The organism is Homoserinimonas sp. (assembly GCF_056262345.1).
Window position 1 is genome coordinate 1 of the sequence record NZ_JBACFR010000056.1, and the last position, 24,911, is coordinate 24,911.

The 24,911-nt window shown below is 64.4% G+C and carries 26 protein-coding genes; 23 read left to right on the forward strand and 3 right to left on the reverse strand.

All coding sequences use genetic code 11. The features are described 5' to 3' along the window. The 3 genes from AC062T_RS02815 to hemW form a co-directional block, all read left to right on the forward strand. Window positions 1-884: elongation factor 4 family protein (locus AC062T_RS02815; RefSeq protein WP_476027193.1), on the forward strand; the 884-nt coding region annotated here is incomplete at its 5' end. Further along, entirely contained in the window at window positions 884-1,540 is a 657-nt protein-coding gene (locus AC062T_RS02820; RefSeq protein ID WP_476027195.1) for a DUF1990 family protein, read from the forward strand. The genes AC062T_RS02815 and AC062T_RS02820, both read left to right, overlap by 1 nt. A gap of 64 nt (window positions 1,541-1,604) precedes the next feature. Next, window positions 1,605-2,837 (forward strand): radical SAM family heme chaperone HemW, encoded by a 1,233-nt coding sequence (gene hemW, locus AC062T_RS02825; RefSeq protein WP_476027197.1) that lies wholly within the window; start codon window positions 1,605-1,607, stop codon window positions 2,835-2,837. Window positions 2,838-2,868: 31 nt separating this feature from the next. On the opposite strand, the gene AC062T_RS02830 is transcribed toward hemW, so the two are convergent. Beyond that, the gene (locus tag AC062T_RS02830) at window positions 2,869-3,273 is read right to left on the reverse strand and encodes a DUF4870 domain-containing protein (RefSeq protein ID WP_476027199.1); all 405 of its coding nucleotides are present in this window, start codon (window positions 3,271-3,273) and stop codon (window positions 2,869-2,871) included. A gap of 99 nt (window positions 3,274-3,372) precedes the next feature. Beyond that, a complete protein-coding gene (locus AC062T_RS02835) occupies window positions 3,373-3,765 on the reverse strand; it encodes a DUF4870 domain-containing protein (protein ID WP_476027201.1) in 393 nt (130 codons plus the stop codon). Between the two features lie 190 nt (window positions 3,766-3,955). On the opposite strand from AC062T_RS02835, the gene hrcA reads away from it, so the two are divergent. From hrcA to leuA, 13 genes are all read left to right on the forward strand, one after another. Further along, a complete protein-coding gene (gene hrcA, locus AC062T_RS02840) occupies window positions 3,956-4,978 on the forward strand; it encodes a heat-inducible transcriptional repressor HrcA (protein ID WP_476027203.1) in 1,023 nt (340 codons plus the stop codon). Between the two features lie 59 nt (window positions 4,979-5,037). Continuing rightward, complete coding sequence (gene dnaJ, locus AC062T_RS02845; RefSeq protein WP_108516755.1) at window positions 5,038-6,141, forward strand: molecular chaperone DnaJ; 1,104 nt, start codon at window positions 5,038-5,040, stop codon at window positions 6,139-6,141. Beyond that, window positions 6,142-6,882, forward strand: coding sequence for a 16S rRNA (uracil(1498)-N(3))-methyltransferase (locus tag AC062T_RS02850; protein WP_476027206.1), 741 nt, complete (start codon window positions 6,142-6,144; stop codon window positions 6,880-6,882). A 36-nt stretch (window positions 6,883-6,918) separates the two neighbouring features. Continuing rightward, window positions 6,919-7,275, forward strand: coding sequence for a histidine triad nucleotide-binding protein (locus AC062T_RS02855; RefSeq protein ID WP_476027208.1), 357 nt, complete (start codon window positions 6,919-6,921; stop codon window positions 7,273-7,275). A gap of 67 nt (window positions 7,276-7,342) precedes the next feature. Further along, entirely contained in the window at window positions 7,343-8,311 is a 969-nt protein-coding gene (locus tag AC062T_RS02860) for a PhoH family protein (protein ID WP_233245562.1), read from the forward strand. Beyond that, window positions 8,308-8,772, forward strand: coding sequence for an rRNA maturation RNase YbeY (gene ybeY / locus AC062T_RS02865; protein ID WP_476027210.1), 465 nt, complete (start codon window positions 8,308-8,310; stop codon window positions 8,770-8,772). The genes AC062T_RS02860 and ybeY overlap by 4 nt, the downstream gene beginning before the upstream one ends. A 37-nt stretch (window positions 8,773-8,809) precedes the next feature. After that, window positions 8,810-10,129 carry a hemolysin family protein gene (locus AC062T_RS02870; RefSeq protein ID WP_476027212.1) on the forward strand — a complete coding sequence of 440 codons (1,320 nt, stop codon included), beginning with the start codon at window positions 8,810-8,812 and terminating at the stop codon, window positions 10,127-10,129. Next, a complete protein-coding gene (gene era / locus AC062T_RS02875) occupies window positions 10,126-11,022 on the forward strand; it encodes a GTPase Era (RefSeq protein ID WP_108516746.1) in 897 nt (298 codons plus the stop codon). Before AC062T_RS02870 ends, era begins: the two co-directional genes overlap by 4 nt. 4 nt (window positions 11,023-11,026) lie before the next feature. Next, entirely contained in the window at window positions 11,027-12,217 is a 1,191-nt protein-coding gene (locus AC062T_RS02880; protein WP_476027214.1) for a sensor histidine kinase, read from the forward strand. Further along, a complete protein-coding gene (locus tag AC062T_RS02885; RefSeq protein ID WP_476027216.1) occupies window positions 12,214-12,885 on the forward strand; it encodes a response regulator in 672 nt (223 codons plus the stop codon). The genes AC062T_RS02880 and AC062T_RS02885 overlap by 4 nt, the downstream gene beginning before the upstream one ends. Before the next feature lie 120 nt (window positions 12,886-13,005). Then, entirely contained in the window at window positions 13,006-13,800 is a 795-nt protein-coding gene (locus tag AC062T_RS02890; protein ID WP_476027218.1) for an ABC transporter ATP-binding protein, read from the forward strand. Continuing rightward, window positions 13,797-15,209, forward strand: coding sequence for an ABC transporter permease (locus AC062T_RS02895; RefSeq protein WP_476027220.1), 1,413 nt, complete (start codon window positions 13,797-13,799; stop codon window positions 15,207-15,209). Before AC062T_RS02890 ends, AC062T_RS02895 begins: the two co-directional genes overlap by 4 nt. A gap of 198 nt (window positions 15,210-15,407) precedes the next feature. Further along, complete coding sequence (gene leuA, locus AC062T_RS02900; RefSeq protein ID WP_476027222.1) at window positions 15,408-17,171, forward strand: 2-isopropylmalate synthase; 1,764 nt, start codon at window positions 15,408-15,410, stop codon at window positions 17,169-17,171. Here leuA and AC062T_RS02905 read toward each other — a convergent pair. After that, on the reverse strand, window positions 17,168-17,896 hold the full coding sequence (locus AC062T_RS02905) for a trimeric intracellular cation channel family protein (protein WP_476027224.1): 729 nt from the start codon (window positions 17,894-17,896) through the stop codon (window positions 17,168-17,170). The genes leuA and AC062T_RS02905 overlap by 4 nt on opposite strands. 60 nt (window positions 17,897-17,956) lie before the next feature. Between AC062T_RS02905 and recO the strand changes: the two genes are divergently transcribed. From recO to AC062T_RS02940, 7 genes are all read left to right on the forward strand, one after another. Continuing rightward, on the forward strand, window positions 17,957-18,727 hold the full coding sequence (recO, locus tag AC062T_RS02910) for a DNA repair protein RecO (protein WP_476027226.1): 771 nt from the start codon (window positions 17,957-17,959) through the stop codon (window positions 18,725-18,727). Then, complete coding sequence (locus AC062T_RS02915; RefSeq protein ID WP_476027228.1) at window positions 18,724-19,527, forward strand: isoprenyl transferase; 804 nt, start codon at window positions 18,724-18,726, stop codon at window positions 19,525-19,527. Before recO ends, AC062T_RS02915 begins: the two co-directional genes overlap by 4 nt. A 96-nt stretch (window positions 19,528-19,623) precedes the next feature. After that, a complete protein-coding gene (locus AC062T_RS02920; RefSeq protein ID WP_476027253.1) occupies window positions 19,624-20,325 on the forward strand; it encodes an NUDIX hydrolase in 702 nt (233 codons plus the stop codon). Between the two features lie 69 nt (window positions 20,326-20,394). Beyond that, the gene (gene nadA / locus AC062T_RS02925; protein ID WP_476027230.1) at window positions 20,395-21,678 is read left to right on the forward strand and encodes a quinolinate synthase NadA; all 1,284 of its coding nucleotides are present in this window, start codon (window positions 20,395-20,397) and stop codon (window positions 21,676-21,678) included. A gap of 37 nt (window positions 21,679-21,715) precedes the next feature. Further along, window positions 21,716-22,567, forward strand: coding sequence for a carboxylating nicotinate-nucleotide diphosphorylase (gene nadC / locus AC062T_RS02930; RefSeq protein WP_476027232.1), 852 nt, complete (start codon window positions 21,716-21,718; stop codon window positions 22,565-22,567). Between the two features lie 7 nt (window positions 22,568-22,574). Then, window positions 22,575-23,732, forward strand: coding sequence for a cysteine desulfurase family protein (locus tag AC062T_RS02935; protein ID WP_476027234.1), 1,158 nt, complete (start codon window positions 22,575-22,577; stop codon window positions 23,730-23,732). A 47-nt stretch (window positions 23,733-23,779) separates the two neighbouring features. Further along, on the forward strand, window positions 23,780-24,850 hold the full coding sequence (locus AC062T_RS02940; RefSeq protein ID WP_476027236.1) for an aminotransferase class V-fold PLP-dependent enzyme: 1,071 nt from the start codon (window positions 23,780-23,782) through the stop codon (window positions 24,848-24,850). Window positions 24,851-24,911: the final 61 nt, after the last annotated feature.

Below are 24,911 nucleotides of genomic sequence, written 5' to 3' on the forward strand. Positions count from 1 at the left end.
TGCTGCGTGAGGCGCTGGACAAGCTCAAGCTGTCGGATGCATCGCTGGTCTATGAGCCCGAGACATCCGTTGCTCTGGGCTTTGGGTTCCGCTGTGGCTTTCTCGGCCTCCTGCACCTGGAAATCATCACGGAGCGCCTCGAGCGCGAGTTCGGCCTCGACCTCATCACGACGGCGCCGTCGGTGATTTACGAGGTTACGACCGACGACAAGAAGACCGTCACCGTCACGAACCCGAGCGAGTTCCCGGTCGGCAAGATCGCCTCGGTCAAGGAGCCCATCGTCAAGGCGGCCATCCTTGCCCCCAAGGACTATGTCGGCGTGATCATGGAGCTCTGCCAGAGCCGCCGTGGCACGCTCATCGGCATGGACTTCTTGGGCGAGGACCGGGTCGAGATCAAGTACACGATGCCGCTCGGCGAGATCGTGTTCGACTTCTTCGACAACCTCAAGAGCAAGACCGCCGGCTACGCGAGCCTCGACTATGAGCCCGCTGGCGAGCAGGAGGCCGACCTCGTCAAGGTCGACATCCTGCTCCAGGGCGAGCAGGTGGATGCTTTCAGCGCGATCGTGCACCGCGATAAGGCCTACGCCTATGGCGTTCTCATGACGGGCCGCCTGCGCGAGCTCATCCCGCGTCAGCAGTTCGAGGTGCCCATCCAGGCGGCCATCGGATCCCGCATCATCGCTCGCGAGAGCATCCGTGCCATCCGAAAGGATGTTCTCGCCAAGTGCTACGGCGGTGACATCACCCGAAAGCGCAAGCTCCTTGAGAAGCAGAAGGAGGGCAAGAAGCGCATGAAGATGGTCGGCCGCGTCGAGGTTCCCCAGGAGGCGTTCATCGCCGCGCTCTCGGGAGACGTGGAGAAGAAGGACAAGAAGTAGTGTCGCGGCGGCAGCTCTGGGAGCTCCCGGTCAACTATGCGGCAGTGGGCGCAACTCAGTCACCCGAGATCGTCGGGTTTCCTCCGCGGGGTTTTCGTTCGTATGAGCGGAGGGTGCGCATTGGCACCGGTCCCGCGCGCTGGGATTTTGCGTGGCACGCGGCTCTCGGCTGGGGTATCCCCATCCGCAGCGGGCTCACGGTCGAGCTCACGGAGACCCCCCGCGAGGTGCGGGAAGGCTCCTACACTCCCGTGGAGTTCGATGCCAACGGAACCCCGATAGCCCCTGCGGTCACCGGCGAACCGGCCGAAACGGTCTATGGGCCAGACGGCTTGCCGCTGGGCACGCCGGGTGATTCCGTGTGGTTGGCATGGCAGTGGGGCCCCCTCAAGCTGCGATTCCCTGTGCGGGTGATCTTCGTTATCGACGAAGCCGACCGCAAGGGCATCGCCCTGGGCACCTTGCCGGGTCATCCGCTCACGGGAGAAGAAGCATTCTTCGTCGATCGTGAGGAGGACGGTTCCGTGTGGCTCACCCTGCGGTCGCTCACAGGACCGGCCGAGGGATGGTGGCGGGCGGCAACCCCCGCGCTGGCCATTGCGCAGCGGGTGCTGCGGGCGCGCTACCTCAAGGCGCACCGCGGCCCCGTCGACTAAGCACACCGCTACAGCGGCCACTGCATGCGCCGCCGACTCAGCCGCGCTGGGGGAGAATGGGAGGATGCCCTCAGCTCTTCCCCTTGCCGATCCGGCGCCTCTCGACGGGCTCTTGCCTGCCTCCGTTCTCGAGGGCGCGTCGACCCGCGACTTCGGGGTCTACCTCCATGTTCCGTTCTGCCGGGTGAGGTGCGGATATTGCGACTTCAATACCTACACGGCGGAGGAGCTGCGCGGCACCAAACGCAGTGACTACGCGAGCCAGGCCGCAATCGAGGTTGAGCTGGGCGCGCGAGTTCTTGAGCAGGCCGGTCTTGCCCGGCGAGAGGCGGCCACCGTGTTCTTCGGCGGCGGTACTCCGACTCTGCTGCCAGCATCCGATCTGGTGTCGATGCTCGACGCCGTTCGCTCGGCCTGGGGTGTTGCCGAGGGAGCCGAGGTTACGACCGAGGCGAACCCCGACTCCGTCGACCTCGATTACCTCCGCACTCTCAAACATGCGGGATTCACGCGGGTGTCGTTCGGCATGCAGTCTGCGGTTCCGCACGTCTTGGCCACGCTTGAGCGCACGCACGACCCCGAGCGCATCCCGCTCGTTGTTCAGTGGGCGCGCGAGGCGGGTCTCGATGTGAGCCTTGACCTGATCTATGGCACGCCGGGGGAGTCGCTCGACGACTGGCGGCGGTCGCTCGAGCACGCCATCGCCCAGAACCCTGACCATCTTTCGGCCTACGCGCTCATCGTCGAAGACGGCACGAAGCTCGCCCGGCAGATTCGTCGCGGTGAGGTCTCGCAGCCTGACGACGATCTCGAAGCCGACATGTATGAGCTTGCGGATCGGATGCTCACAGACGCCGGGTTTGAATGGTACGAGGTGAGCAATTGGGCCAGGGGTGCTGAGCATGCCTCCCGTCACAACCTTGCGTACTGGCGCGGTCATGACTGGTGGGGGGTCGGCCCTGGTGCCCACAGCCACGTTGGTGGGGTTCGCTGGTGGAACGTGAAGCACCCCGCAGCGTACGCCGACAGGGTGTTGGCGGGTCACTCGCCAGCGGCCGGGCGCGAGACGCTCGATGCCCAGACGCGCCGCACCGAGAGCATCCTGCTGTTGTCACGCATTCGCGACGGCCTCGTGATTGCCGATCTGGATGCTGGCGCTCGGTCTGCCGTTGCCGGCCTTATCGCCGACGGTCTCGTCGATGGCGCTGCCGCGGTGCGCGGCTCGATCGTGCTCACGGTGCGCGGTCGGTTGCTCGCCGACGCCGTGGTGCGGCGGCTGTTGCCCGAATCCGACTAGCGCGCGGCACGCCAGACCCGGGCCGCTGCCGCTATTTAACGAACTCGATCGAGAGCGGGTAGGTGTAGTACTGCCCGTCGTTGGCCTTGATGGCGGCGATGATCATAAAAATGATCGCGGCGATCTCGATGCCGGTTATGGCGACCCAGAGAAAGATGAATCCCACTCCGAAGGTGAGCACGCCGACGATGGACAGAATGATCGCCGCGCCAACGATGTAGATGATCAGCGAGATCTGAAAGTTGAGTGCGCTGCGTGTATGCGCGCGCACAAACGGCCCCCGCTCTTTAAGGACGAGATAGCCGATGAGCGAGGGAAAAATGCCGAAGATGATGCCGCCCAGGTGAATCAGGGTCGACCACATCTTCTCGTCGCTCGGATTCATGGGCTGTACTGCCTGATATCCGCCGGCGGGGGGTGGAGGTTGGTTCGTCATGCTCGCCATTAAACATCCACTCGGCGTTTTTAGGCATTGCGGCGCGTTAACGCGAATGGCCGAGGGCGTTAGCCCCCGGCCATCTGAACCCGCGTTGCGCTACTTGATGAGGCGCAGGGCGAACGGGTAACGGTAGGACTGCCCGTCCTTGGCCTTCACGAAGCCCTGGATGCAGAAGATGATGGTGACGACCCAGAGGGCGAACGTCAGCAGGCCGGCGAAGAGGCCCCAGATGCCGAAGGTGACGACGGTCAGGATCGAGTTGATGATCATAATGGCCACGTGTGCGATGGTCACCGTGATCTGAAAGTTCACGGATTCCTTGCCCTCGGAGTTGGTGAACTGGCCGCGGTCCTTGAAGACGAGCCAGATGATGAGGGGTGGCAGGATCCAGAGGATGCCTCCCAGGTGAGCGAACGATGCCCACTGGCGGTCTTCCTGCTGGCTGAGGGGAGTGGCCGGTGCTCCGGCGGTGGGGGTCTGATCGGTCATTGCACGTGCCTTTCGGGAACTATCGCCCGGGGCGTTCCAGGGCGAGTGCTGGCCAATGGCCCCTGATCCAGGGCGACGCAGGCAATGGATAAGGTAGCGGTCGACGCTCACGCTCGCAATGCGAGGCACGTCACGGGCGCGATACAATTGGCAGTCGAGGTATAAGAGTGCCAATGTGGAGGGATTAGTCATGGTGTCGGATCGCGGCCTGGATGTGCTGCGCGTCATCGTGCAGGACTACGTGGCCTCCCGCGAACCCGTTGGTTCCAAGTCCATTGTCGAGCGGCATTCGTTTGGGGTGTCGGCGGCGACCATTCGCAGCGACATGGCGCAGCTCGAAGAAGAAGAGCTCATCACGGCTCCTCACACGTCGTCGGGGCGGGTTCCCACCGACAAGGGGTACCGGGTCTTTGTTAACCAGCTCGCCGACGTCAAGCCGTTGTCGAGCGCTCAGCGTCATGCGATCGAAGCATTTTTGGGCGATTCCGCCGATCTCGACGATGTGCTCGCCCGCACGGTCAGATTGCTGTCACAGCTGACACACCAGGTGGCGCTCGTGCAGTATCCGTCGCTGGGTCGGTCGCGCATCCGCCATGTTGAGCTCGTCCAGCTGAGCGACACCCGCCTTATGACGGTGTTGATCACCGACACGGGTCGCGTTGAGCAGCGCATCATTGAAGTGACGACCACGGGCAGCGAAGCCGATATCGCGGCGATTCGCGCCCGGCTCAATGCCGAGCTGACAGGTCTCGGCCTCACGGAGGCTGCGACTCATCTCACCTCGTTCGCCGACGGCCTTGAACCAGCGCAGCGGCCCCTGGCCGGCCTCATCGCCGAGAGCCTGTCTGAGCAGGTCCTCGCCAATCGCCAGGACAAGCTCGTGATGGCCGGAGCGGCCAACTTGGCCCGCACCGGCGACGACTTCAGCGGCAGCATATTTCCCGTTCTCGAGGCCATCGAGGAGCAGGTGACCCTGCTCAGGCTGTTTGGCGAGATGGAGCAGGAGGTCGGCTCGATCTCCGTGCGCATCGGGCGCGAGAACGAACAGTACGGCCTCGCCGAGGCATCCGTTCTGAGCTCCGGGTACGCTGCTTCGGGCGGCGAGCTGGCTCAGCTCGGGGTCCTGGGCCCAACCCGCATGGACTACTCGAGCAACATGACGGCGGTTCGGGCTGTAGCGCGCTACCTATCCAAGCTTCTCGGCGACAACTAAGACTTCTCCAGAGGAGACCGACCCCGGTCGGTTTCGCACGATCATATTGAGGAACAACATTGGCAGACCACTACGAAGTTTTGGGCGTCGAGCGCTCGGCAACCCCCGAGGAGATCAAGAAGGCCTACCGTCGGCTTGCGCGTGAGTTGCACCCCGACGTGAATTCGGCCCCCGACGCATCGGAACGCTTCAAAGAGGTCACGCACGCCTACGACGTTCTTTCGGATCCTCAGCAGCGCCAGTCCTATGACATGGGCGGCCAGCAGGGCTTCGGTGGCGGTGGCTTCGGCGGTTTCGGAGACATCTTCGAGACGTTCTTCGGCGGAGGTGGGGGCGGAACCCGCCCGCCGCGCTCCCGTACGGAGCGCGGCCAGGATGCGCTCATCCGCGTCGAGATCGAGCTCGCCGATGTGATCTTCGGCACGCAGCACGAGGTCGAGGTCGATACCGCAGTCACCTGCAAGACGTGCGGCGGCTCGTGCTGTGCGCCGGGCACCGACCTCGCCACATGCGACATCTGTGGTGGTAGCGGCCTCATCCAGCGCTCTGTGCGCAGCCTGCTCGGCAACGTCATGACCTCGAGCCCGTGTGGAACGTGCCGCGGGTACGGCACCGTCATTCCGAACCCGTGCCCCACGTGTTCCGGCCAGGGCCGCGTTCGTGCCCGTCGCCGTATCCCCGTAGACATTCCCGCCGGAGTCGACACGGGGCTGCGCTTGCAGATGCCTGGTCAGGGGGAGGTCGGCGCTGCCGGAGGCCCCAACGGCGACCTATACCTCGAGATCAAGGTGCGCCACCACGATGTCTTTAGCCGCAATGGCGATGACCTGCTCGCAACGCTTGAGGTGCAGATGACGGATGCCATTCTTGGCACGACCGCCGTCTTTGAGTCGCTCGATGGCCCTGTCGAGGTCGAGGTCAAGCCGGGAACGCAGAGCGCCGAGGTCATTACGGTCAAGGACCGCGGAATCACGCACCTCCGCGGTGCTGGCCGCGGCGACCTCAAGATCGGTGTTCAAGTACTCACCCCGACCAAGCTCAATTCCAAGTCGCGCGAACTCGTGCAGGAGCTTGCCCGTTCGCAGCATTCCGTGCCTCCGCACCTGTCGCACTTTCAGCAGGGACTCTTTCAGAAGCTCCGTGACCGGTTCCTCAACCTGTAGATGGCGCACTTCTACCTCGCAGAATCCCTCGCCTCTGCCAGCGTCGGCGCGACAGTGTCGATTACGGGCGCCGAGGCAAAGCACGCCGTCAGCGTGAGCCGCATCCGGGTCGGGGAGTCGTTGTCGATTGGCAACGGGGCAGGTCTCGTCGTCACCGGTGAGGTGACCGAGGCTCGGCCCGATCTGCTGAGCGTTGTCGCGCAGACCGTGACGCAGGTTCCTCGGCCGACACCGGCGCTCGTTCTCGCCCAAGCCCTCGCCAAGGGCGGGCGGGATGAGAGCGCGGTGCAGTCGGCGACAGAACTCGGGGTAGACACCGTCATTCCGTGGGCGGCTCAGCGGTCGATCGTTCGCTGGGATGCCGCCAAGGCGTCCAAGGGCAGGGAACGCTGGCATTCGATCGTGCGCGAGGCGAGCAAGCAGTCGATGCGCCCGTGGGTGCCCGCCGTTGGCGAGGTGGCAACGACCAAACAACTGGCGGTGCGGGGTGGCAGCGCGCTCATCCTGGTCCTTGAACCGACCGCGGAGAGGCGGCTCACGGAGCTCAGCAGGGATGAGCTTGAGAGGCACGACGAGATCGTGTTGGTCGTGGGCCCTGAGGGGGGTGTCGCTGATGGCGAACTCTCGAGCCTGCGCGAAGCAGGCGCTGTTCTCGTCAAGCTCGGCGACGGCATCCTCCGCACCAGCACTGCCGGGCCTGCCGCGATCGCCGTGCTCAATGCGCAGCTTGGTCGTTGGTAGCCACCGCCCTGAGGCGTTTGCGCTTAAGCTTGTGGCATGTCTGCCGCAGCCGAACCATCGATCTTCTCCCGCATCATCGCCGGTGAAATTCCTGCCGATGTCGTGTTCGACGGCGAGCGTGTTATCGCCATTCGCGACATTGCGCCTAAGGCGCCCGTGCATTTGCTGGTGATTCCCCGCGACCCGCAGTACCGCAACGTTGCAGAACTTGCGGCCGGCGATCCGAGCCTGCTCGCGGAGATGGTTGCGACGGCGCAGGCCCTGGCGGATGAGCACTGTGGAGGCGAGTTCCGCCTCGTATTCAACACCGGCGAGAGCGCCGGCCAGACCGTATTCCATGTGCACGCTCACGTTTTGGGCGGCACCCTCTCGGAAGGCTCCCTTGGCGACTGACACTGCACGGACCGGCGGAGCAAGCAATGACTCGCTTCGCACGGTGATCCATGTCGATACGGTCTCGATGGTCGACCTCCTGGGGCCGCAGGACCGGTTGCTGCGTACGATCGAGGATCAGCATCCGCTTGTCTCGGTCTTCGTTCGTGGCAACGAGATCGCGCTTGAGGGGCCAGCTGCACAGGTTCGCGCAGCCAACACGCTTGTCGAGGAGCTTCTCGCTCTGGCTGGCGAGACCCACGAGTTGACCGATCGTGACGTCACCGAGTCTGCCCGCATCATCGCGGGCAGCTCTGGCGAGCGGCCGACGGATGTGCTCGGGCAGACGATTCTGATGAGCCGGGGCAAGAGCATTAGGCCCAAGACCTCAGGGCAGCGGGCGTATGTCGATGCGATCGATGAAAACACCGTCGTCTTCGGCATCGGCCCCGCCGGCACGGGAAAGACCTACCTGGCGATGGCCAAGGCGGTGCAGGCCCTGCAGCGCAAGGAGGTCGACCGCATCATTCTCACGAGGCCTGCCGTCGAAGCTGGTGAGCGTCTTGGGTTTTTGCCCGGCTCGCTGACCGACAAGATCGACCCTTATCTGCGACCCCTCTACGACGCGCTCAACGAGATGATGGACCCGGAGGTCGTGGGCAAGCTCCTGGCCATCGGCACGATCGAGGTCGCCCCGCTGGCCTATATGCGAGGGCGCACGCTGAACAACTCCTTCGTGATCCTTGACGAGGCGCAGAACACCACGCCGGAGCAGATGAAGATGTTCCTGACGCGTCTCGGATTCGGGTCGCGCATGGTCGTCACGGGCGACATCACGCAGGTCGACCTGCCAACGGGCACGAGTGGTCTCACTCTCGTGACGCAGGTGCTCGACACCCTTGACGACATCCATTTTTCGTACCTCACGAGCGACGATGTCGTGCGGCACACGCTGGTAGCCCAGATCGTGGATGCCTACACCCGGTACGACGAAGACCGGCAGCGCGTTCGCGCAGACCGACGAGACGCCACAGGGCGCGGAGAGAGTGCACTATGAGCATCGAGATCAACAACGAGTCGGTTGTGGAGGTCGATGAGACCGCCCTGCAGCGCCTGGCGACCTACGCGCTCGACGAGCTCCACGTGCATCCCGACGCCGAGCTTTCGATCGTGCTGGTCGACGAGGCAGCCATGGAGCAGCTCCACGTGCAGTGGATGGACGAGCCGGGCCCGACGGATGTTCTGAGCTTTCCCATGGACGAGCTCCGGCCTGGCACAGAAGACGCCATTACCCCCGCTGGTCTTCTCGGCGACGTCGTGCTGTGCCCTCAGGTCGCGCAGTCGCAGGCCGAAACGGCCGGACACACCCTCATGGACGAGCTGCTGCTGCTCACCACCCACGGCATTCTTCACCTGCTCGGCTTCGATCACGCCGAGCCTGATGAGGAGCGCGAAATGTTCGGCCTGCAACGCGACATTCTCGCCGGCTTTGCCGTGCAGGAGCGCGACTCTCAGTGATGAACCGCCCAGATTCATCTGAGCTGCGGAGCTCGCGATGACCGTAATCTTTGCGATGGTCGCCGTTGTGCTCGTCGCGTTCGGCGGACTGCTGGCGGCAGCAGACGCCGCCCTGGGTGTGCTCTCCCGCAACGACCTGCAGGAGATGGCACAGGGATCCCGCAGCGAGAAGTCGCTTCTGGCGATCGCCGCCGACATTGGCCCGCACCTTAACGCGGTCAACTTCATGCGCATCTCGGCAGAGACAACAGCTGCCGTTCTGGTCACGATGAGCTTCACGACCGTGATCGATCAGTGGTGGCTTGCCCTCATCTGCTCGGCACTCGTCATGATCATCGCGTCGTTCGTGCTCGTCGGTTCTAGCCCACGCAGCGTGGGGCGGGAACATGCGCGCCCCATTGTGATTGCGACTGCGTGGTTGGTTCATGCGCTGAGGGTGCTGCTGGGGCCGATCGCGGCTGCGCTTGTGGCGGTGGGCAACAGGGTCACGCCGGGGCGTCCCAAGACGGCAACATTCAGTTCCGAACAACAGCTGCTGAGCATGGTTGACGAGGCAACCGCGCTTGACGTGCTTGAAGAAGAAGACCGAGAGCTGATCCACTCGATCTTCGAGTTCAACCAGACGGTCGTGCGCGAGGTCATGGTGCCCCGCACCGATGCTGTGACGATCGAGGGGACGGCGCTTCTCGCGGAAGCCCTGGGGCTGTTCTTTGGCAAGGGCGTATCGCGCATCCCCGTCGTGGGCGAAGATGTCGACGAGGTGCTCGGGGTTCTCTACCTTCGCGACGTTGCCCGTCTCAGTCATGAGCGGCCGTCCGACCTCACCAAGCTCACGACGGCTCAGCTTGTGCGCCCCGCGCTGTTTGTGCCGGAATCGCAAAAGGCAGACGACCTCTTGCGCCAGATGCAGCTCGAATCGAACCATCTTGCGATGGTCGTGGACGAATACGGCGGAATCGCCGGGCTCGTCACGATGGAGGACCTGATCGAGGAACTCGTCGGCGATATCTCTGACGAGTACGACCGGGCGCTCCAGGAGGTCAAGGATCTCGGTGACGGCCGCTTTCGGGTCGCCGCTCGGCTCCCTGTCGACGAGCTCGGAGAGCTCTTTGACCTTGACCTTGATGACGACGATGTTGACTCGGTCGGCGGGCTTTTCACCAAGGCGCTGGGCAGGCTCGCAGAGCCGGGGGATACCGTCCACGTCTACGGAGTCACCCTCACGGCCGAGAGAACCGACGGCCGTCGCAAACGCCTTGTCACCCTCATTGCCGAACCCGATACCCGGGTCGTGCGCGATGATGGCTCCGAGAGCGACACAGAATCTGACAGCGAGAGCGAGAGTTACACCCCATGACCGACACCCAGCACCGTGCGGGCTTTGTGACCTTTGTAGGTCGCCCCAACGTCGGCAAGTCGACGCTCACCAACGCACTCGTCGGCGAGAAAGTCGCCATCACGAGCAGCAAGCCGCAGACCACCCGCCGCGCCATTCGCGGCATTGTGCACAAGGAATCTGGCCAGCTCATCCTGGTCGATACGCCCGGCATGCACCGCCCCCGCACACTCCTGGGCGAGCGCCTCAACGCTGTCGTGCAAGACACGCTCGGCGAGGTCGATGTGATCTGCTTCTGCGTGCCCGCCAACGAAAAGCTCGGCCCGGGCGACCGCTTCATCAATGAGCAGCTAGATTCGTTTCCCCGCGCCAAGAAGGTCGCCATTGTCACCAAGGTGGATGCGGCCTCAAAGGCATCCGTCGCAGAGCAGTTGCTCGCTGTCTCTCAGCTGCGCGACTGGGAGGCCATCATCCCCGTTTCGGCGCTCACGAGCATCCAGCTGGATGTTCTGACCAAGGAACTGATCGCCTTGCTTCCAGAATCCCCGCCTCTCTACCCGGCCGAGACCGTCACCGAAGAGGCGATGGAAGACCGCATTGCCGAGTTCATTCGCGAGGCAGCACTTGAGGGCGTTCAAGACGAGCTGCCTCATTCGATTGCCATCACGATCGACGACATCATCGAGCGAGACGACAAAGAGCTCGTTGAGATCTACGCCAACCTGTTCGTGGAGCGGGACAGCCAGAAGGGCATCATCATCGGCCACAAGGGCTCCCGTCTCGCCGAGGTCGGCGCACGGGCGCGGGCGCAGATCGAGCCTCTCATCGGCAGCAAGGTGTTTCTCTCCCTCCGGGTGAAGGTGGCCAAGGAGTGGCAGCGCGACGCCAAGCAGCTCGGCCGGCTCGGCTTCTAGCGGCGTGAATCTCTTTCGGGAGGTGACCAGGCGCCAGCTGGTGTTCGATATTTCGCTGGCCGTCTTGTGCGTTCTGCTGCGGCTGGCGATCACGGTGGCCGAGCCGGCGATGTATGTCGTCGTCATCATCATGGCGACGGCGCTTGCCCTGCGCCGGGCGAGCCCTGCGCTCGCTCTGATTGTGGCCTGGGTAGGCGCTGGCTTTCAGCTCGTGGCCCAGCTCGACCCCGACGTCTCCAACCTCGCGATCCTCGCAGTGTTGTTCACGACAGCGGCCTATGGCGGCCGGGTTCTCAAGTGGGTCGGGCTTGTTTCTGCGATAGCGGGTTCCCTCGTGATCGCGATCTATCTCACGATCGACGTCTTTCTCATGGGCGCGCCGCTGAACGAAGTGGTTCAGGTGTTCGCGGGCATCCTGATCTTCGCGCTCGTGGGTCTCGGACTCAGCTGGACGCTCGGGCTCCTTGCGCGCACGCGGCGCCTCGCTGGCGAGAGCAGGTCGGCCCAGGCTAAGGCCGAGGCAGAGCAGCGCATCGCTCAGCGTGAGGTCATTGTCGAACAGGAGCGCAACCGCATCGCGCGGGACATGCACGACATCGTCGCGCACTCCCTTGCGGTCGTGATTGCGCAGTCAGACGGCGCCCGCTACGCGAGGCTCACAGACCCCACCGCTGTCGATGGTGCACTGACAACCATTTCTTCGACCGCGCGAGAGGCTCTCGGCGATGTTCGCCTGCTGCTTTCGCAGCTCCGCCACAATCAGGCCGAGGGGCCGCAGCCGAGCCTTGCCGATCTCGACCGGCTCGTGGGGCAACTTCGCCAGGCGGGCCTCTCCATCGAGGTTCGCGAGACCGGTGAACCTCTGCCCCTGGCGCAGGGGCAGCAGCTCGCCGCGTATCGCGTGATCCAAGAGGCCCTCACGAATGCGCTCCGCCACGGGGATGTCGACCAGCCTGTCGAGTTGGAGATCGCCTGGTCGCCGCTCGGTCTGCACGTGACGGTGACCAACCACATGCGCGCTGATGCCCAGCTGGCTCCGCCACTCGGCCACGGCCTTGCGGGAATGCGGGAGCGAGCTGTGCTTGCCGGCGGCGACCTGACCGCCCAGCCCAAGTCCGGTCTCTTCGTGGTGTCGCTTGCGCTGCCCCATACGGTGCCGACCCCCACCGCTCGCACCCTCAAGGAGTCGTCATGACCGATCAGATCAGAGTGGCGCTTGTCGACGACCAGTCGCTCTTTCGTGCTGGCATCCGCATGCTGGTCTCGTCACAGCCCGACCTTGAGTTCGTGGGGGAGGCCAGCAACGGCCAAGAAGGTGTCGCCCTCGCCCTGGCCGAGCGGCCCGACGTGATGCTCATGGACATCCGGATGCCGATCATGGATGGCATTGATGCGACCGCCGAGATTGTGGCGAACGCCGCGAAGAACGGCTCGGCCACTCCTCGGGTGATCGTGCTCACGACATTCGATCTGGATGAAGCGGCGACCCGGGCAATTAGAGGCGGCGCAAGCGGCTTCGTGTTGAAAGACGCCGACCCAGAATTTTTGCTTGCCGCGATTCGCACGGTTCACGCTGGCAACGCCGTGATCGCAGCTTCGGCGACTCGTGAGCTTTTCGAGCACTTTAGCGGGGCATCAGCGGTCACGGCGACCCCCGCAGAGTTCGAGAACCTCACCTCACGGGAACGCGACATCTTCGTGCTGGCCGCGCGTGGCCTGAGCAACTCCGAGATCGCGCAGCAGGAGTTTCTTAGCGAGGCGACCGTCAAGACACACATCAGTCGCATCCTTTCCAAGCTGTCGCTACGCGATCGCGTGCAGCTGGTTGTCTACGCGTTCGAGCACGAGCTCACGGGTAACTGATAGCCAGAGGTTCGCGGTGGCCAGAGATGTACGCCGGCGCCGCAAGGTCATCCTGCAGAGGGATGCGGGGGCTACTTGAGCCCGATGCCCCGGAGGCCCCGCAAAAAATAGCGTGGGGCTATGACAATCACACCTGCCAATTCCGGCCCTTCCGATGTGTCGCGCACCGAATCATCCGCGGCAGTAGCACGCGTCTCGCGCGTCACCAAGGCGTATGGATCAGGAGCAACGACCGTTACGGCACTCGACGGCGTCACGCTCGAGCTTCGCCGCGGTGAATTCACCGCCATCATGGGGCCCAGCGGATCGGGCAAATCAACTCTCATGCACATCATGGCTGGCCTAGATTCACCAACGTCGGGCTCCGCCTGGATCGGGGACACCGAGGTAACGGGCCTAGGCGACACCGAACTGACCCTGCTACGGAGACGGCGCATCGGATTCGTCTTTCAGGCCTTCAACCTGGTGCCGACCCTTGACGTAAGCGGCAACATCCACCTTCCGTTCATGCTCGATGGCCGCCGCCCTACTATTCAGGAGAAGAAGTGGATCGATGACCTCATCGACTCGCTCGGGCTTTCGCCACGGCTCACGCACCGTCCTCATGAGCTCTCGGGAGGGCAGCAGCAGCGCGTCGCTATCGCCCGTGCCCTGGCGACCCGCCCCGACCTAATCTTCGCTGACGAGCCAACGGGCAACCTCGACTCGCGCACGGGCCGCGAGGTCTTGGCCTTGCTCGCCGCGGCGTGCACGGGGTATGGGCAGAGTATCGCCATGGTGACCCACGACCCCATCGCGGCAAGTTATGCCGACCGCATCGTGTTTCTTGCCGATGGTCGACTTGTGGCCGAGCACGGGCGAAGCACGCCCGAGCAGATCAGCTCGTTCATGCTCGGCATGGAGTTGGCCAAGTGACGGTCTCGACATCGCACAGCCGTGGACTCAAAGACCACACATCGAGTCTCATCGTCACGGCGCTGAGCGCCGCCTTCGGGGTCGGCCTTATTCAAACGACGGGCTATCTCACGGCAATAGTGGCGCAGAACGACATCTCGGCTCGCAATTCGGTTCAGCTGGCGTTGGCCATGGTGGCCTCCGTCTTCATCCTGATCGCGGTGTATGTCGGTTCGATCGTGACGGCCAACACGTTCGCCACGATCATCGCGGGCCGCACTCGAACGATTGCCCTCATGCGACTTGTCGGCGCGACGGCCAAGACTCTGCGTCTTTCGGTTGCGCGAGAGGGTCTCGCGGTCGGGGCGGTGGGTGCGGCTATCGGCGCAGCGGTCGGCCTCGTGATCGTTACCGCCGCGCTCGAGCTGGCGCGGGCCACAGGGGCGGTTCCTGACCTCGACTACGGCGCCATCGACCCGCTCATCGTTATGCCAGCAGGTGTTGTGGTTGTTGCGACGTGGGGTGCCTCGTGGGTCGGCTCGCGCCGGGTTCTGGTCGTGACCCCGATCCAGGCGACGGGTGCCGCGCAGGAGCGCTCACGCGAAGAGACGCGGCGCCGCCCTGTGCGCAATGGTGTCGCAGCGCTGTTCTTCTTCGGAGGGCTTATCGCGCTCGGCGTCGGTGTGGTTCTCGGGCTTGTTAACGGACTCGGCTTCATCGTCGCGTTCTTCGGCGGAATCGCCTCGTTCACTGGTGTCGTCATCGGCGCTCACCTGGTTATTCCTCCGCTTCTGCGTCTCACCGGCCGCTGGTTTGGGTCGTCGGCATCCGCTCAGATGGCGGCGGAGAACAGCACGCGGTATCCCGAGCGCAGTGCGCGAACGACGATCGGGTTGGTCATTGGCGTGACCCTCATCACCACGTTCTCCGTCGCGGCACAGGGCTACGCAGACATGATCGCGGCCGCCCAGCAGAACGAGCCAGAGGCCTATGCGGGAACCGACGACGTGATTGCCATAACGATGGCGATCTTCACGGCACTCATCGGCTTCTCTGCGGTCATCGCGGCGTTCGGAATGATCAACAACCTCTCGCTGAGCGTGATTCAACGCACGAGAGAGCTCGGCTTGCTAAGGGCCCTGGGCTTTACCGGGCGGCAGGTGCGCGGGATGGTCGTGGCCGAGAGCGCTCAGCTCACGGTGACGGGTGTGGGAATCGGTCTCGTGCTTGGTGTGCTGTATGGCTGGGCGGGTGCGCAGTCGCTTTTGGGCAGCATGTTCGGCGGCCCCGGACTCGTCTTGCCCACCGTTCCGTGGCTCCTCGTCGTCGTCCTCGCTGTGGGGTCCGCGTTGCTCACGCTCGCCGCGGCTCACATCCCGGCACGCAAGGCCACATCGGTTACTCCGGTGCTGGCCCTCGCCGCCGACTGACCGAGAGGGGAGGGCAACCCGGCGGGCGCGCCGGGTTGCCCTCTCGATTTGATAACGGCGCAAAAAGGGGTGATAACCTGAGTTCGTGCTGTTCGGTCTGCTTCTCCTTAGCTGCCGCGACGAGTCCTAGTTCCAGGCCTCCCTCGTCGCGGTGTTCGTCGTCGGCTGACCGAATCAAGCGAGAGAGAACTACAGGACATGAAGAACACACAAAAAGCCTCGGGTATGCCGATCCACAAGTACCGCCCATTCCACGAGATGATTGCGGTCGATCTGCCCGATCGCACGTGGCCGGCCCAGCGCATCACGGAGGCACCACGCTGGTGCGCCGTCGACCTTCGCGATGGAAACCAGGCCCTCATTGTCCCGATGAGCCCCGAGCGCAACCGCATCATGTTCGAACTCCTCGTCGAGATGGGCTACAAGGAGATCGAGGTCGGGTTCCCCTCGGCGAGCCAGACCGACTTCGATTTCGTCCGCAGCCTCATCGAAGAGAACCTGATTCCCGATGATGTGACGATTCAGGTGCTCACCCAGGCCCGTGAGTCCCTGATCAACCGCACCTACGAGTCGATCAAGGGTGCCAAGCAGGCGATCGTTCACCTCTACAACTCCACGAGCATCCTGCAGCGCGACGTGGTTTTTCGCACCGACAAGCAGGGAATCATCGACATCGCGCTTGAGGGTGCCCGGCTGTGCCGCGCGGCCGAATCCATCGCCGAGGGCACGGAGATCTACTACGAGTACTCGCCCGAGAGCTTCACGGGCACCGAGCTCGAGTTTGCCGTCGACGTGTGCAACCAGGTGCTCGAAGTGCTTGAGCCGACCCCGGAGCGCAAGGTCATCATCAACCTGCCCGCCACGGTCGAGATGGCGAGCCCCAATGTCTATGCAGACTCGATTGAGTGGATGTCTCGCAACCTTAACCACCGCGAGAACGTAATTCTGAGCCTTCATCCCCACAACGACCGCGGCACAGCAGTGGCTGCGGCCGAGCTCGGTTACATGGCTGGCGGAGACCGCATCGAAGGCTGCCTCTTTGGCAACGGTGAGCGCACCGGCAATGTCGACCTCGTTGCTCTGGGTATCAACCTGTTCACGCAGGGCATCGATCCGCAGATTGACTTCAGCGATCTTGACCGCATCAAGCGCACGGCGGAGCACTGCAACCAGCTCCCCGTCCCTGAGCGCAGCCCGTGGGCAGGCGACCTCGTCTACACGGCATTCAGCGGTTCGCACCAGGACGCCATCAAGAAGGGCTTCGAGGCCATGGAGGCCGAGGCCGCCGAGAAGGGTGTTTCGGTCGATGACCTCACCTGGGCGGTCCCGTATCTGCCGGTCGACCCCAAAGACCTGGGTCGCAGCTATGAGGCGGTTATCCGCGTCAACTCACAGTCGGGCAAGGGCGGCGTCGCTTACCTCCTCAAGACCGACCACGCACTCGACCTCCCTCGCAAGCTGCAGATCGAGTTCAGTGGCGTAGTGCAGGCGAAGACCGATGCCGAGGGTGGCGAGGTCACGAGCGACCAGATCTGGGACATCTTCGGAGATGAATACCTGCCCGCTGATGACGCCGAGCAAAAGTGGGGTCGGTTCGAGATTCTGCGCACGAGCACCTCGAGCGACATGGATGGCTCCGTTGCGCTGCAGGTCAAGCTCCGTGCGGGCGACGAAGTGCGCGAGGTCGAAGCCACCGGCAACGGCCCGATCGCCGCGTTCCTGAAGATCGTGCGCGACAAGGGCGGCATCGATGTCGCACTGTACGACTACCAGGAGCACGCCATGAGCGCGGGCGGCGACGCCCTCGCCGCGGCGTACGTCGAACTGAGCGTTAATGGTCGCACCCTGTGGGGTGTTGGCATTGACCCCGATATTTCGACGGCGTCTCTCAAGGCCATCGTCTCAGCCGTGAACCGGGCAGTTCGCACGGCGAGTGACGACCGCGAGCTTGCCTCCGTCTAGCCTTCGTCTGGCGCGCTGACACCCGGCTTGCTCTGGCGCCAGGTGCGCCGGGGCCACGCTTTGCCGAGCGACATTCTGGGTAGTCGCGGCAGTTGGGTGAGGCGCCTCTGCTCGGGCAGGCTCCAGTTGAAGAGCACGGCCAGGATGCGCACGCTAAAGGTGAGAACGACGCCGCTGAGCGCGGCGATGTGGGGTGGGACTCCTGCTGTTTCGAGCAGCACGATGAGTCCTGCCCCCGAGAAGGCCGCGACCGCGTAGAGCGACCCCACCTGCATGATCGCGATCGGGGTCGCGAGCAGCATGTCGCGCAGAACGCCGCCGCCGACCGCAGCGAGCATCCCCACAAAGATCGCGGGGATCGCTGGCAGGCCAACGGCGAGGGCCTTTGTTGTGCCGATCGCGCCGAAGAGCCCTAACGAAAGCGCATCAACCGCGGTGAGTACATGACGCAAGCGGTGAAATGTGCGCTCGAGAAGCATGCCGATCAGCGCTGTGGCGACCGCGACGGGCAGATACCAGTTCGTCTGAAGTGCCGCGAGAGGCTCGTTGAGCATGAGGTCTCGCATGATTCCGCCGCCGATGCCGGTGACGATGCCGATTACAGCGACCCCCAAAAGGTCGATGCGGCGGCTCGTGAAGCCCGCCGCGTACATGGCCCCCATGATGGAGCCGGCTGATACGGCGATGAGATCCGCCCAGAGCGGGATCGAAAAGGCTTGCTCCATGCTGTAGTTGTAGCACGCGGCATTCACGGTGGCAGGCCCGCGGCGGGGGATACTTGATGGGTGCCCCTCTATCGTGACGAAGTTGTCGTCCTTCGCACCCACAAGCTGGGTGAGGCGGATCGCATTGTTACGATGCTCAGCCGCCAGCACGGCAAGATCCGGGCGGTGGCTAAAGGCGTTCGGCGCACCGCCTCCAAATTTGGCGCGCGGCTTGAACCGTTCATGGTGGCCGACGCGCAGTTCTTCGAGGGGCGCACGCTCGACGTGATCACCCAGGCCGAGTCCCTCGGCTCGTACGGGGCGGCGATCACGAGCGACTACGGCAGCTATACGGCGGCGAGCACGATGGTCGAGGCCGCAGACAAGCTCACGGAGGATGAGGGCAGCCTCCAGCAGTTTCTGCTGCTGGTGGGTGCGCTGCGCTCTCTCGCCCGGCGGGAGCATCCGTCTGGGCTCACGCTCGACTCGTATCTGTTGCGCGCCCTTGCAATCGCCGGTTGGTCGCCAAGCTTTGTCGATTGCGCCATGACGGGGGCCCCCGGGCCCCACTCTGCGTTCGTCGTGCACCTGGGTGGGGTCGTCGCCGACGAGGTTGCGCCCCCCGGCGCTCCTCGCCTCGACCGCGATACCCTCGCTCTGCTCAGCGCCCTGCTGTCGGGCGATTGGGAGGCCGCCGAGCTCGCTAGCGAGCGCACGCGGTCTCAGGCCAGTGGCATCGTTGCCGCCTATGCGCAGTTTCACATGGAGCGCAAGCTTCGCTCGCTCGAACACGTCGACCGTTCCGCGCCGGTCGCGCGCCGGTCGGTGCCATCCGAAGGGTCATCCGAATGAGCCGAGTTTCTAAGACGCACCGCGATGCTGTCGATTTCAAGCCGATTGACTGGACGGGCATCTATCCGCCAGATCTGCCCAAGGGAGCAGTTCCCGACCACGTCGCGCTGGTCATGGATGGCAACGGTCGGTGGGCTAACGCTCGTGGTCTCACCCGCGTGGAGGGTCACAAGGCGGGGGAGGCAGCCCTGCTCGATGTTGTGGCTGGGGCCATCCAGGTCGGGGTCAAACATCTGAGTGTCTATGCGTTCTCCACCGAGAACTGGAAGCGGTCTCCAGAGGAGGTGCGCTTTCTCATGGGCTTCAACCGCGACGTTCTGCACCGCCGTCGCGATCAGCTCAACGACTGGGGCGTTCGGGTTCGCTGGTCGGGACGCCGGCCGCGGCTGTGGTCCTCCGTGATCAAAGAGCTGGAGTTCGCCGAACAGCTGACGGCCGGCAACAGCACCCTCACGCTCACGATGTGCGTGAACTACGGCGGTCGCAACGAGATTACGGATGCCGTGCGCCGCATCGCAGAGGACGTGGCTGCAGGCAAGATTAGGCCCTCCGCCGTCAGTGAGAAGCTGATCGCCCGCAACCTTTATGCGCCGGAACTGCCCGATGTGGATCTCTTTGTGCGCAGTTCGGGGGAGCAGCGCACGAGCAACTTCATGCTGTGGCAGAGCGCCTATGCCGAGATGGTCTTTCTCGACACGTTGTGGCCCGACTTCACGCGGGAACAGCTGTGGCAGGCGATCACGCTCTATGCCCAGCGCAACCGCCGTTTCGGCGGCGCAATCGACGCTCCCTCTGCCTGACGCAGCCGCCGACACATTTCAGGGCATCGGCGCCCCCAATGCTAAGATCTGTTCAGGTCACAGTGACCTTTACAGAATCCTCCGGCGGTGATGCAGATGGGCGACGAGATCAGTCTCGCCATCTCCACCGTGATCTTCGCACTGAGGCCCGACCCAGATGGCGGGTCTCCCAGGCTGTGGATTCCGCTGGTTCGCCGCATCCGTGAGCCGTTTCTCGGCCGCTGGGCGCTTCCGGGTGGTCCGCTACTCGCCGACGAAAGTCTTTCGGGTGCCGCCGCGCGCAACCTCAAGACGACCACGGGGCTAGAGCCGCGCTATCTGGAGCAGCTCTATGCGTTTGGCGAACCCGATCGTTCCCCCGGCGCCCGCGTTGTCTCGATCGTCTACTGGGCTCTCGTGCACGCCGGCGAAGCAGACCGGGTGGCCGAGGGTGACAATGTGCGGTGGTTCATTGCCGATGAGGTTCCAGGCCTCGCGTTCGATCACTCCACAATCGTGGAATACGCCCTGTGGCGGTTGCGCACCAAGATGGAATACAGCCGCATCGCCCACGCCCTGCTCGGCGACACCTTCACCCTGGCCCAACTGCGAGAAGTGCACGAGGCAGTGCTGCGCACAAAACTTGACCCCGCCAACTTTCGCCGCCAGATCGAAGCCTCTGGCAGCGTCGTGGCCACCGACCAGGTGCTCACAGGGGGCCGCCACCGGCCGCCACGCCTATACCGCTACAACGATGCCGTGAGTCTCGTCGACAGCAGTCCGCTCGACGCGCCCGCAGCCTCCCCGTCTTTGTCATAACGAGCCAGCCCCCCCCCGCCCCCACCACGCGCATTCTCAGCATCGCGACGCAACCCGCCAGGAGCCACCGTGACCTCAGTCGACACCACAATTCAGCGCATTCGCCTCACGGGCAAGCCATCCTCGAGCGATGCCCTGTGCACGACCGACCTCGTGGAATCACCGTGGAACTTCGATGCGGTGCCCGGCTATGGACCCGGTTCATCCATGAGCGATGTCATCCCCACGGGGGCGCCGCGCCAGGGTGTTTTGCCCGAGGAATACCGCACGGCGTCTGCCGACGAACTCGATCTCCGCATCCGTCATGCCAAGGGCGTGCTGGGTGACCGGCTCGTGATTCTGGGCCATCACTACCAGCGCGATGAGATCATCCGTTACGCCGATTTCGTCGGCGATTCGTTCCAACTGGCAAACGCTGCGCAAACGGTGCCGTCGGCCGAGGCGATCGTTTTCTGCGGCGTGCACTTTATGGCCGAGACAGCCGACATTCTGGCCCAGACGGGGCAGTCGGTGATTCTGCCCAACCTCGCAGCGGGATGCTCCATGGCCGATATGGCCGACATCGACTCGGTGACCTTGGCGTGGGCCGAGCTGGAGCGCATCTACGGCACCGAGCCCGACGCCCAGGGACGCCAGCCGATAGTTCCCGTCACCTATATGAACTCATCCGCGGCGCTCAAGGGCTTCTGTGGGCAACACGGTGGCATCGTGTGCACGTCGTCGAATGCAGAGACGGTGCTCGAGTGGGCGTTCGAACGCGGGCAGCGGGTGCTGTTCTTTCCCGACCAGCACCTCGGCCGCAACACGGCGAAGGCGATGGGCATCACGCCAGAGCAAATGCCGTTGTGGAACCCGAACAAGCCCCTCGGCGGCAATACGGAGCAGCAACTGCTCGACGGGCGGGTGCTGCTCTGGCACGGCTTCTGCTCGGTGCACAAGCGCTTCACGACCGACCAGATCGACCGCGCGCGGGCCGACCACCCCGGTGTTCGCGTGATCGTGCACCCCGAGTGCCCCATGCCCGTGGTGGATGCGGCAGACGAGGCAGGCTCGACCGACTACATCCTCAAGGCGGTCGCCGCGGCCACTGAGGCGACGACCTTCGCGATTGGCACCGAAATCAACATGGTGTCGCGCCTCGCCGCCGAATACCCGCAGCACACCATCTTTTGCCTCGACCCCGTAATTTGCCCCTGCTCGACCATGTATCGCATCCATCCCGGATACCTGGCCTGGGTGCTCGAGGCTCTCGTGCGAGGCGAGGTTCTCAACCAGATCACGGTGGAACCCGCGGTCGCATCCACCGCCAAGATCGCCCTTGAGCGCATGCTCGCAGCCAGGCCTGCTGGCTGATGTCCACGATCACCGCCCCAAGAAAGGTGGCTGTCTCGTGCTGAGTCCCGCCGCAATCGGTTCCGTCGTTAACAGTGCCCTCGCCGAGGATGCTCCATGGGGAGACGTGACGAGCGACAACCTCATTCCCGCCAACGCCGCAGCGACGGCAACGCTCGTGGCTCGGGAGGCAGGAGTGCTCGCGGGCATCGGCGTCTTTGCCGCAGCGATGCTCGCGACAGATCCGGATGCCCTCGTCGAGCTGCATGCCGCCGACGGCGACAGGTTCAGCGCGGGGGCCGTGCTCGCGACCGTGACCGGCAATGCTCGCGCGGTTTTGCGGGCGGAGCGCGTCGGCCTCAATCTGGCCCAGCGGATGAGCGGAATCGCCACCGAGACGGCACGCTATGTTGCGGCAGTCGCGGGAACCGCTGCGACGATTGTCGACACGCGCAAGACCACGCCGGGGCTCAGGGTGCTCGAACGCCACGCGGTGCGCTGCGGCGGCGGGAGCAATCACCGCTTCTCGCTGTCGGATGCCGTGCTCGCCAAAGACAATCACCTCGCTGTGCTGACGCGGGGAGGGCGTGACCTCACTGAATCGCTGAAGGAGGCCCGCGAGAGGGTGGGCCACACGGTGCACTTCGAGGTGGAGGTTGATCGCATCGAACAGATCGAGCCGGTGCTGGCCGCGGGAATCGACACGATAATGCTCGATAACTTCTCGCTCGAGCAGCTCCGCGAAGGGGTGGCGCTGATCGCCGGCCGGGCGATTATTGAGGCCAGCGGGGGAGTGAGCCTCGAAACGGTCGCAGACATCGCGGCAACGGGGGTCAACATCATCTCCGTAGGCGCGCTGACCCACAGCGTTCGGGCCCTCGACCTCGGTCTCGACATCGCGGTGGAGTGACGGTCTGATGACGCTCTACCTCGACCATGCCGCCACGTCTCCTGTGCGCCGCGAGGTGTTGGAGGCAATGTGGCCATACCTCAGCACCGAGTTCGGCAATCCGTCTAGCCATCATTCGGTAGGTGAATCGGCGTCGCGAGCCCTCCTCTGGGCTCGCGAGCAGATCGCCTCGGTCTTCGACTGCCGACCGGCCGAGGTGATCTTCACGGGCGGCGGTACGGAATCGAACAATCTGGCGATCAAGGGCATCTCCCTGGCCAATCCGCGCGGTCGTCACCTCGTCGTCTCAGCGATCGAGCACCCGTCTGTGCTGGAGTCGTGCGCCTACCTTGCCCGGCTGCACGGGTTCGAGGTCACCGAGATCGGGGTCGACCGCGACGGGTTGGTTCACGCCGACGATGTTGCAGAAGCTGTGCGTCCCGACACCACGCTCGTGAGCGTCATGTACGCCAACAACGAAGTGGGCACGGTGCAGCCGGTCGCGCTCATTGCTGATGCAGCCCGGCGCCGCGGCGCGGACTTCCACACCGATGCGGTGCAGGCGGCGGGGTGGTGTGGTCTCGGTCGGGGCGAGCTCCCGGCCACAGCGGTGACCATCGCGGGCCACAAACTCGGCGCGCCCAAGGGCGTCGGCGCGCTTATCCTGCGCGCAGGTACACCGATCGAACCGCTGATCCACGGCGGCGGTCAGGAGCGCGGCCGGCGCTCCGGCACGGAGAACGTGGCGGGGGCCGTAGGGCTCGCCACCGCACTGACGCTCGTCGAGGCGGATCGTGCCGTTGCTGCTGCTCGCCTGAGTGTGGTCAGGGATCAGTTCATCGAGGCCGTTCTCGCCACTGTGCCGGGTGCACAGCTCACCGGGCATCCCGTGCTGAGGCTGCCGACATCCGCATCATTCTGCTTCGAGGGCACGAGCGGTGAGGCCGTGCTGCTGGAGCTCGAGCAGCGGGGGTTGATCGTGTCGAGCGGTTCCGCATGCGCAGCGGGGTCGAGCGACCCATCGACCGTGCTCACCGCGATGGGAATCGCCCCCGATGTGGCGCACACGGCCGTGCGCTTCACCCTCGGACACGAATCGGATGCTGGCCAGATGGCTGAGGTGGCGTCGGAAGTGCGCACTGCCGTCGCCCGCGTGCAAGAAATCGGCGTTTCTCGACCGAATTAGCAGATTCCAATGCCGAATCGTGGCCGTTGGACGGGCAGGATGGGGGCATGGCCTCAATGCTTCTGTCGCCCTCGCCCGAACTCAGCGCGGCAATCGCCCAGTTCGCTCCGTCTGCAGCCCGGGGCTACCTGGCGGCCGCGTCGATGGGTATTCCTACCGCCGACACGGTTTCTGCGATGGCGCAGGATCAAGAGCTGTGGCACTCGGGCCAGCGTGACCCCATGGGCTATGAGCCGACCGTGGAGAGTACTCGAGCGCACTTTGCGCGGCTGATCGGAGTCGCACCCGAGCAGGTGGCGATCGGGTCGCAGACGTCGGTCATGGCCAGTGTCGTCGCGCTTTCGGCGCCGAGCGGTGCCGAAATTCTCTGTGTTGAGAACGACTTCACGTCGATTGTCTTTCCCTTTCTGCAGCGCTCCGACCTGAGGGTGCGCAGCGTTCCGCTCCGCGACATCGCGGGCGAGATCGGCCCGCAGACCTGGCTTGTCGCGTTTTCGCTCGTGCAATCGAAGACGGGAGAGGTGGCCGATGTCGATGCCATCGAGGATGCGGCGCAGCGTGCGGGGGCGTTCACACTGTGCGATGTCACCCAGGCTGCCGGGGTCTATCCCGTCGATGGGACCCGATTTGATGCAACCGTGTGCCACGCCTACAAGTGGCTCTGCTCTCCCCGCGGGGTGGCGTTCATGGCGGTTGGCGACGACTTCGCCCGCGAGCTCGTCCCCGTGCAGGCGGGGTGGTACGCCGGCGAGCAGATTTGGGGGTCCATCTACGGCCCCGCAATGACGCTGGCGCCCGACGCACGCCGGTTCGACGTCTCGCCTGCCTGGCCCTGCTGGGTCGGTGCCGAGCCAGCAATCCGCATGTTTGCCGACCTCGATATCGCCGAGATCTGGCAGCGGTGCAGCGCACTCGGCGACCAGCTGTGCGATCTGCTGGGCATCGCACAGCAACACCAGGCCATCGTCACGTGGGCGGATACCGATGGCAGCGACGTTGCCAAGCTCACGCAGGCGGGGGTGCGCATTTCGGGTCGAGCCGGTCGGGCACGTGCCGCGTTTCACCTGTGGAACGACGAAAGCGATGTGCGGCAGGTCGCCGAGATCCTCGGCAGGTGAAGACCCCGCGGGCAACTAGGCTGGGGGTATCACTTTCTTTCGACCGCGCATCCAGTGCGGC

Bases quoted from the DNA above. Each gene is read 5' to 3' on its own strand.
- AC062T_RS02940 (WP_476027236.1), top strand. From the start codon at position 23,780: ATGGCCTCAATGCTTCTGTCGCCCTCGCCCGAACTCAGCGCGGCAATC.
- AC062T_RS02855 (WP_476027208.1), top strand. From the start codon at position 6,919: ATGTCTGCCGCAGCCGAACCATCGATCTTCTCCCGCATCATCGCCGGT.
- AC062T_RS02885 (WP_476027216.1), top strand. From the start codon at position 12,214: ATGACCGATCAGATCAGAGTGGCGCTTGTCGACGACCAGTCGCTCTTT.
- AC062T_RS02935 (WP_476027234.1), top strand. From the start codon at position 22,575: ATGACGCTCTACCTCGACCATGCCGCCACGTCTCCTGTGCGCCGCGAG.
- ybeY (WP_476027210.1), top strand. From the start codon at position 8,308: ATGAGCATCGAGATCAACAACGAGTCGGTTGTGGAGGTCGATGAGACC.
- AC062T_RS02915 (WP_476027228.1), top strand. From the start codon at position 18,724: ATGAGCCGAGTTTCTAAGACGCACCGCGATGCTGTCGATTTCAAGCCG.
- hrcA (WP_476027203.1), top strand. From the start codon at position 3,956: ATGGTGTCGGATCGCGGCCTGGATGTGCTGCGCGTCATCGTGCAGGAC.
- AC062T_RS02905 (WP_476027224.1), bottom strand. From the start codon at position 17,896: ATGGAGCAAGCCTTTTCGATCCCGCTCTGGGCGGATCTCATCGCCGTA.
- AC062T_RS02870 (WP_476027212.1), top strand. From the start codon at position 8,810: ATGACCGTAATCTTTGCGATGGTCGCCGTTGTGCTCGTCGCGTTCGGC.
- leuA (WP_476027222.1), top strand. From the start codon at position 15,408: ATGAAGAACACACAAAAAGCCTCGGGTATGCCGATCCACAAGTACCGC.
- AC062T_RS02860 (WP_233245562.1), top strand. From the start codon at position 7,343: ATGGTCGACCTCCTGGGGCCGCAGGACCGGTTGCTGCGTACGATCGAG.
- AC062T_RS02830 (WP_476027199.1), bottom strand. From the start codon at position 3,273: ATGACGAACCAACCTCCACCCCCCGCCGGCGGATATCAGGCAGTACAG.
- AC062T_RS02850 (WP_476027206.1), top strand. From the start codon at position 6,142: ATGGCGCACTTCTACCTCGCAGAATCCCTCGCCTCTGCCAGCGTCGGC.
- AC062T_RS02835 (WP_476027201.1), bottom strand. From the start codon at position 3,765: ATGACCGATCAGACCCCCACCGCCGGAGCACCGGCCACTCCCCTCAGC.
- era (WP_108516746.1), top strand. From the start codon at position 10,126: ATGACCGACACCCAGCACCGTGCGGGCTTTGTGACCTTTGTAGGTCGC.
- AC062T_RS02890 (WP_476027218.1), top strand. From the start codon at position 13,006: ATGACAATCACACCTGCCAATTCCGGCCCTTCCGATGTGTCGCGCACC.
- hemW (WP_476027197.1), top strand. From the start codon at position 1,605: ATGCCCTCAGCTCTTCCCCTTGCCGATCCGGCGCCTCTCGACGGGCTC.
- AC062T_RS02920 (WP_476027253.1), top strand. From the start codon at position 19,624: ATGGGCGACGAGATCAGTCTCGCCATCTCCACCGTGATCTTCGCACTG.